Below are 4,843 nucleotides of genomic sequence, written 5' to 3' on the forward strand. Positions count from 1 at the left end.
CCGGGCTGGCCGCGACCGCCGCCCTGGCGGTCGGCGGCCTCGCGGTGGCCGCGATCGCCCAGCGACCGCAGACGCCGCCCACACCCTCTCCCTCGCCGAGCGCCGCCGCGAGCACCGCCCCGCCGTCCGCCGCGCCCGAGGCGCTGCCGGCACCGACCTCCGGGTCCCGGCCGCCCTCCGCCGCGCCCCGGCCCAGCACCCCGGCCTCCCCCTCCGCCTCACCCTCCTCCGCCCGGCCGGCGACGCCGGCGAGGCCCGCCGGGAGCCGGACGGAGGACGGCCCGCTGTGGGCGGACGGCTCCGTCGATCCGCACAGCACGGATTCTTGGGCGCAGAGCAACGTGACCTTCAAGACGCGTGAGGTGCTCACCGCGCTGACGGTGGAGCTGCACGTGCCGCAGACCGGCGGGGTGAAGGACACCGGCCACTGGCAGACCCCGTCGGCGGGCGACTTCACGGTGACCGTCCGGGAGGAGGGCGGCGTGCTGGTCTACCGCTGGGTGCTGAAGGCGGGCCGTACGGTCCCGGTCGCCCAGCACGTCTTCGCGGGTCAGTACGGGCACGACGCCGGCGGCCGGGACGCGGGCGGTGACTGGTACCGGATCGACGCCGCGACGGCGGGCGGCCGGGCGTCGGTCTGGGGCGACTTCGCCCGCACGGGCTGAGCCGCCCGTCCGGCGAGGGGCCGGGTTCCCGCCGTTGTCGCGCGGCCCGGTGTCACACGCGGTGACGGCGGAGCCCTCGGCGGGGTGCGTCCGGTGGCCGTCGGGTGGCCGCCGCGTTCCGGGAGGGCGGAGCCGGGGCGTCCCGGCGGCCCGCCGCCTTGATGTCGTGTGCAGGTCAGGCTAGGTCGGGGCCCCTGCCGCCCGCCCGCCGAGCAGGCGCTTCCTCCACCTGGCCGGAAATCGTCCATCGCCATGAAACTTGCTGCAAGACTTTGCAGCACTTCGGACCGCCGCTCGCCTCCGACGCCGCACGCGAGCCCCGGCCGTCCCCCTACGCGGCGCCCCGCGCCGCCATTCGACCTGGAGGACAACGGACATGACGTTCCCCCAGCCGCACCCCACCGCAGCCCGGCTGCGACCCCTCCTGCTGCTCCCCGCCCTGGTCACGGCCCTGATCGCGAGCCTGCTCCTGCCCGCCACGGCCGCCCGGGCCGCCACCGGCGGCACCCTCGGCACCCCCGTGCACCTGCAGGTCACGGCCGCCACCGAGTACGGGGACACCGTGCTGGTCTCCGGCAGCACGGCCGAACTCGGCGCCTGGGATCCGGCCACCGCCGTCCCCCTCACCACCGACGCACGGAGCTACCCGACCTGGTCGGTCGACCTCCTGCTGCCGCCCGGCGGCCAGCTCACCTACAAGTACCTGAAGCGGACCGCCGCCGGCGCGGTGGAGTGGGAGTCGATCCCCAACCGCTCCGTCTTCCTGTCCGGCACCGGCGGCGAGACCACCCTCTCCGACCGCTGGAACGTCACCGGCGAGCACCCGCTGACCGCCGTCTTCACCGCCACCGCCACCACCAGCTGGGGGCAGGCCCTGTACGTCTCCGGCGACCTCGCCGAACTCGGCGCCTGGGACCCGGCCAAGGCCGTCCCGCTCAGCACCAGCCACGCCGTCTACCCGGAGTGGACCGGCATCGCCTCACTGCCCCCGAACACCGCCGTCCGCTACAAGCTGCTGAAGAAGAACGCCGACGGCACCGTCGTCTGGGAGGACGGGCCGAACCACGCCACCGTCACCCCGCCGACCGGCACCCTCGTGCTGCACGACAGCTGGCGCTGACCAGCCGGCCGCTCCGCTCCGACCCGGCCCGACCCGGCCCCGACCGGGCCGGGCCGGGCAGCCGCTCGCTCGCTGGCCTACGACGACCGGCCGGCGCTCACCGGCCTCGCACCGCGGCGGCGCACTCCTCACAGACCCGCTGGGACCACCGGGAGGGGTACCAGACGGCGGCGTCCTCGGCGGGCTGCCAGGGGTCGCGTTCGAGGCCCGCGGTGTCCGATCCGCAGAAGGTCCGCCGCTCGGGGCCGCCGTCGGCGGCGACCGGGGCCGCGTGCACGACCAAGGCCGCGCGGCCCTCCGAGGCGTGCTCGCCGCCGCCGAGATCGTGGACCGTGTCCGGCTGCTCGATCTCCAGCATCACCACCAGCGCCGTCATCCTTCGAGCTTCCCGCGGACGGCCGACGGCCGCACCTCGCGCCGGGCCGCACCCGCCCGCACGGCGGCCCGAGGCCCGGCAGGGCCGCCCTCCGGGGACGAATCAGGCAAATCGCACGATACTGAAGCCATGTCGCAGAACACCCAGCACGAGCCGTCGCGTGTCACGGTCAAGGGCCGCGAGGTACGGCTGCGCACCATCGCGGTCGGCGTCATCGCGGTCCTCGCCGTGTGGTTCATCGCGGTCAACACCGCGTCGGTGACCATCACCCTCTGGGTCTCCGACGTCACCATGCCGCTGTGGGTGGTCCTGACCGTGACCATCCTGGTCGGCATGCTGATCGGCGTCTTCCTCGCCCGCCGCCGGGCCGCCCGCAAGGGACGGTAGCGACCCCGACGAACCCGCGCATCCGCCACCCGAGGCCCCGTCCGGACGTGACGGGGAGACGCCGCCCGCCGCCCGACCGGGGTCGGACACGGCCGCCGGTCACGGCCGCCGGTCACGGCCCGCAGGCCACGAACCGGACCACGGGCCACAAGTCACAGGGCACGAGCCACGAGCCACGAGCCACGAACCACGGACCACGGGCGGGGGCTACCGGCCCAGCACGGCTCCGCCGTTGACGCCGATCACCTGGCCCGTGACGTAGCCGGCCGCCGGCGAGGCCAGGTAGGCCACGGCGGACGCCACGTCCTCGGGGGTGCCGGCCCGGCCGACCAGGGTGTCGGCGATCTTGCGGGCGTGGAACTCCTCCGACCACCCCGCGCCGAAGATCTCGGTCTCGGCGACGTAGCCGGGGGCCAGGACGTTGACGGTGATCCCGTCCGGGCCGAGCTGTCGGGCCAGGCCGAAGGCCCAGCCGTGCAGGGCGGCCTTGGCGGCCGCGTAGGAGCCGGCCGAGTGCGGGCCGGCGCCGCCGCGCTGGGCCGCCGCCGAGCTGATGACGATCAGCCGCCCGCCGGGGCGGCGCAGCCGGTCGGTGAGGGCCGTGGTGAGCAGGACGGCGCCGAGCAGGTTGGCGTCCAGGTCGCGCCGCCAGGCCGCGGCGAGGGCGTCGAGGCCGTCGTCGGCGGGCGGGGTGACGATCGCGCCGGCGTTGTTCACCAGGACGTCGACCGGCCCGAGCTCGCCGATCGCCTCGGCTGCCGCGGCCACCTGGGCGGGCACGGTGAGGTCGGCGGCGACCGGGACGGCCTCCGCTCCCGGGACGGCCTCGGCGATCTCCTCGCAGGCCCGTTCCAGTACGTCGACGCGCCGGCCGACGACCGCCACCCGGCACCCCTCGGCGGCGAGCGCACGGGCGACGGCCTTGCCGATCCCCGTGCCGCCGCCGGACACCACCGCGCCCCGTTGCACCCCTGCGCCCCCTCGGTCCATGATCGAATCGTGTCGGGCCAGCGTAGCTCCTGACGGCCCGTCGGCCACCCGGAGTCGCGGAAGGGGCCACGGGGAGCGCCGCCGGCCCCCGCGCGGCGGGACCGGGGTCCCGGGAATGCGGTTGATCACCGATTGGTTTAATCGTAAACTACACAGGCCGCGAGACCCGCGGCCCGATCGAGGAGGCAGGACCCATGGCGATTCGCGTGACGGACAATCAGGACAGCTCCCGCTTCGAGATCTTCGACGACGAGGAGCTCGCGGGCTTCGCCGAGTACCACCGCTACGGCACCGAGCTCGCCTTCATCCACACCGAGGTCGACCCGAAGTTCGGCGGCCGCGGCCTGGGCGGCAAGCTCGCGCAGGGCGCGCTGGACGCCGCCCGCGAGCAGGGCGCCGCCGTGCTGCCGTACTGCCCGTTCATCCGCGGCTGGATCACCAAGCACCCCGACTACGCCGAGCTGGTGCCGGCCGCCCAGCGCGACCGCTTCGGCCTGTGACCGCGCCCCAAACCGGGCACTCCCCCGAGGACACCATGGACACCACCACCGAGGCCCCCGCCTTCGTCCGCTCCGCAGCCGCCGTCGCCACCAGCACCGGCGAGGACTACCGCGTCGAGATCCGCTCCGGCCACCACAAGCTGGCCGCCGACGAACCCCCGTCCGTCGGCGGCGCCGACACCGCCACCACCCCGGTCGGCCTGCTGCTCTCCGCACTCGGCTCGTGCACCGCGATCACCCTGCGGATGTACGCCCAGCGCAAGGACTGGCCGTTGGAGACCGTCCGGGTGCACCTCGGCTACGAGAAGGGCCCGGAGAAGAGCGTGCGGATCACCCGGCGGATCGAGCTGCTCGGCGACCTCGACGAGGCGCAGCGGGCCCGGCTGCTCGACATCGCCGACCGCACCCCGGTGACCCGGGCGGTCCGCGGCGGCACCCCGATCGTCGAACAGGCGCACCACGGCGCGGTGCGCTGGCAGCACGCAGCCGGTTCCGGTTCCGGTGCCGGTGCCGACGGGCAGGAGGCCGGTCGCCATGAGTGACCTCGACCTGCGCCCCACCCCCACCGCCTGCGGCGGCAACCGCGCCGAGGGTCCGGTGCGGGACCTGCTGGTCGCCCGCGAGACGGCGCTAGGCGGATCCACCGTGGTGCGGCGGCTGCTGCCGAGCATGGGCCGCCGGATGGTCGGCGCCTGGTGCTTCGTCGACCACTACGGCCCGGACGACATCGCCGACGAGCCCGGCATGCAGGTGCCGCCGCACCCGCACATCGGTCTGCAGACGGTGAGTTGGCTGCACGAGGGCG

Annotated in this window: 8 protein-coding genes; 6 read left to right on the forward strand and 2 right to left on the reverse strand. The window is 75.3% G+C overall.

Annotated elements, in window-relative coordinates:
* On the forward strand, positions 1-665 hold a 665-nt coding region (locus ABZ641_RS25860; protein WP_359985361.1), incomplete at its 5' end, for a hypothetical protein.
* A 376-nt stretch (positions 666-1,041) separates the two neighbouring features.
* Positions 1,042-1,785: a CBM20 domain-containing protein gene (locus tag ABZ641_RS25865; RefSeq protein WP_344622956.1), complete on the forward strand. Its 744-nt coding sequence runs from the start codon at positions 1,042-1,044 to the stop codon at positions 1,783-1,785.
* A gap of 97 nt (positions 1,786-1,882) precedes the next feature.
* Here ABZ641_RS25865 and ABZ641_RS25870 read toward each other — a convergent pair whose 3' ends face one another.
* Positions 1,883-2,161, reverse strand: a complete 279-nt coding sequence (locus ABZ641_RS25870; protein ID WP_344622957.1) for a hypothetical protein — start codon at positions 2,159-2,161, stop codon at positions 1,883-1,885.
* A gap of 129 nt (positions 2,162-2,290) precedes the next feature.
* Between ABZ641_RS25870 and ABZ641_RS25875 the strand changes: the two genes are divergently transcribed.
* On the forward strand, positions 2,291-2,548 hold the full coding sequence (locus ABZ641_RS25875; protein WP_344622958.1) for a LapA family protein: 258 nt from the start codon (positions 2,291-2,293) through the stop codon (positions 2,546-2,548).
* Positions 2,549-2,755: 207 nt separating this feature from the next.
* Here ABZ641_RS25875 and ABZ641_RS25880 read toward each other — a convergent pair whose 3' ends face one another.
* Entirely contained in the window at positions 2,756-3,538 is a 783-nt protein-coding gene (locus tag ABZ641_RS25880) for an SDR family oxidoreductase (RefSeq protein WP_359985366.1), read from the reverse strand.
* A 194-nt stretch (positions 3,539-3,732) separates the two neighbouring features.
* Between ABZ641_RS25880 and ABZ641_RS25885 the strand changes: the two genes are divergently transcribed.
* The 3 genes from ABZ641_RS25885 to ABZ641_RS25895 form a co-directional block, all read left to right on the forward strand.
* A complete protein-coding gene (locus ABZ641_RS25885) occupies positions 3,733-4,038 on the forward strand; it encodes a GNAT family N-acetyltransferase (protein WP_344622960.1) in 306 nt (101 codons plus the stop codon).
* Positions 4,035-4,580, forward strand: a complete 546-nt coding sequence (locus tag ABZ641_RS25890) for an OsmC family protein (protein ID WP_359985369.1) — start codon at positions 4,035-4,037, stop codon at positions 4,578-4,580. Before ABZ641_RS25885 ends, ABZ641_RS25890 begins: the two co-directional genes overlap by 4 nt.
* The coding region (locus tag ABZ641_RS25895; RefSeq protein WP_359985372.1) for a pirin family protein at positions 4,573-4,843 on the forward strand (271 nt) is incomplete at its 3' end. The genes ABZ641_RS25890 and ABZ641_RS25895, both read left to right, overlap by 8 nt.

Source organism: Kitasatospora sp. NPDC007106 (genome assembly GCF_040634455.1).
GTDB lineage: Bacteria > Actinomycetota > Actinomycetes > Streptomycetales > Streptomycetaceae > Kitasatospora > Kitasatospora arboriphila.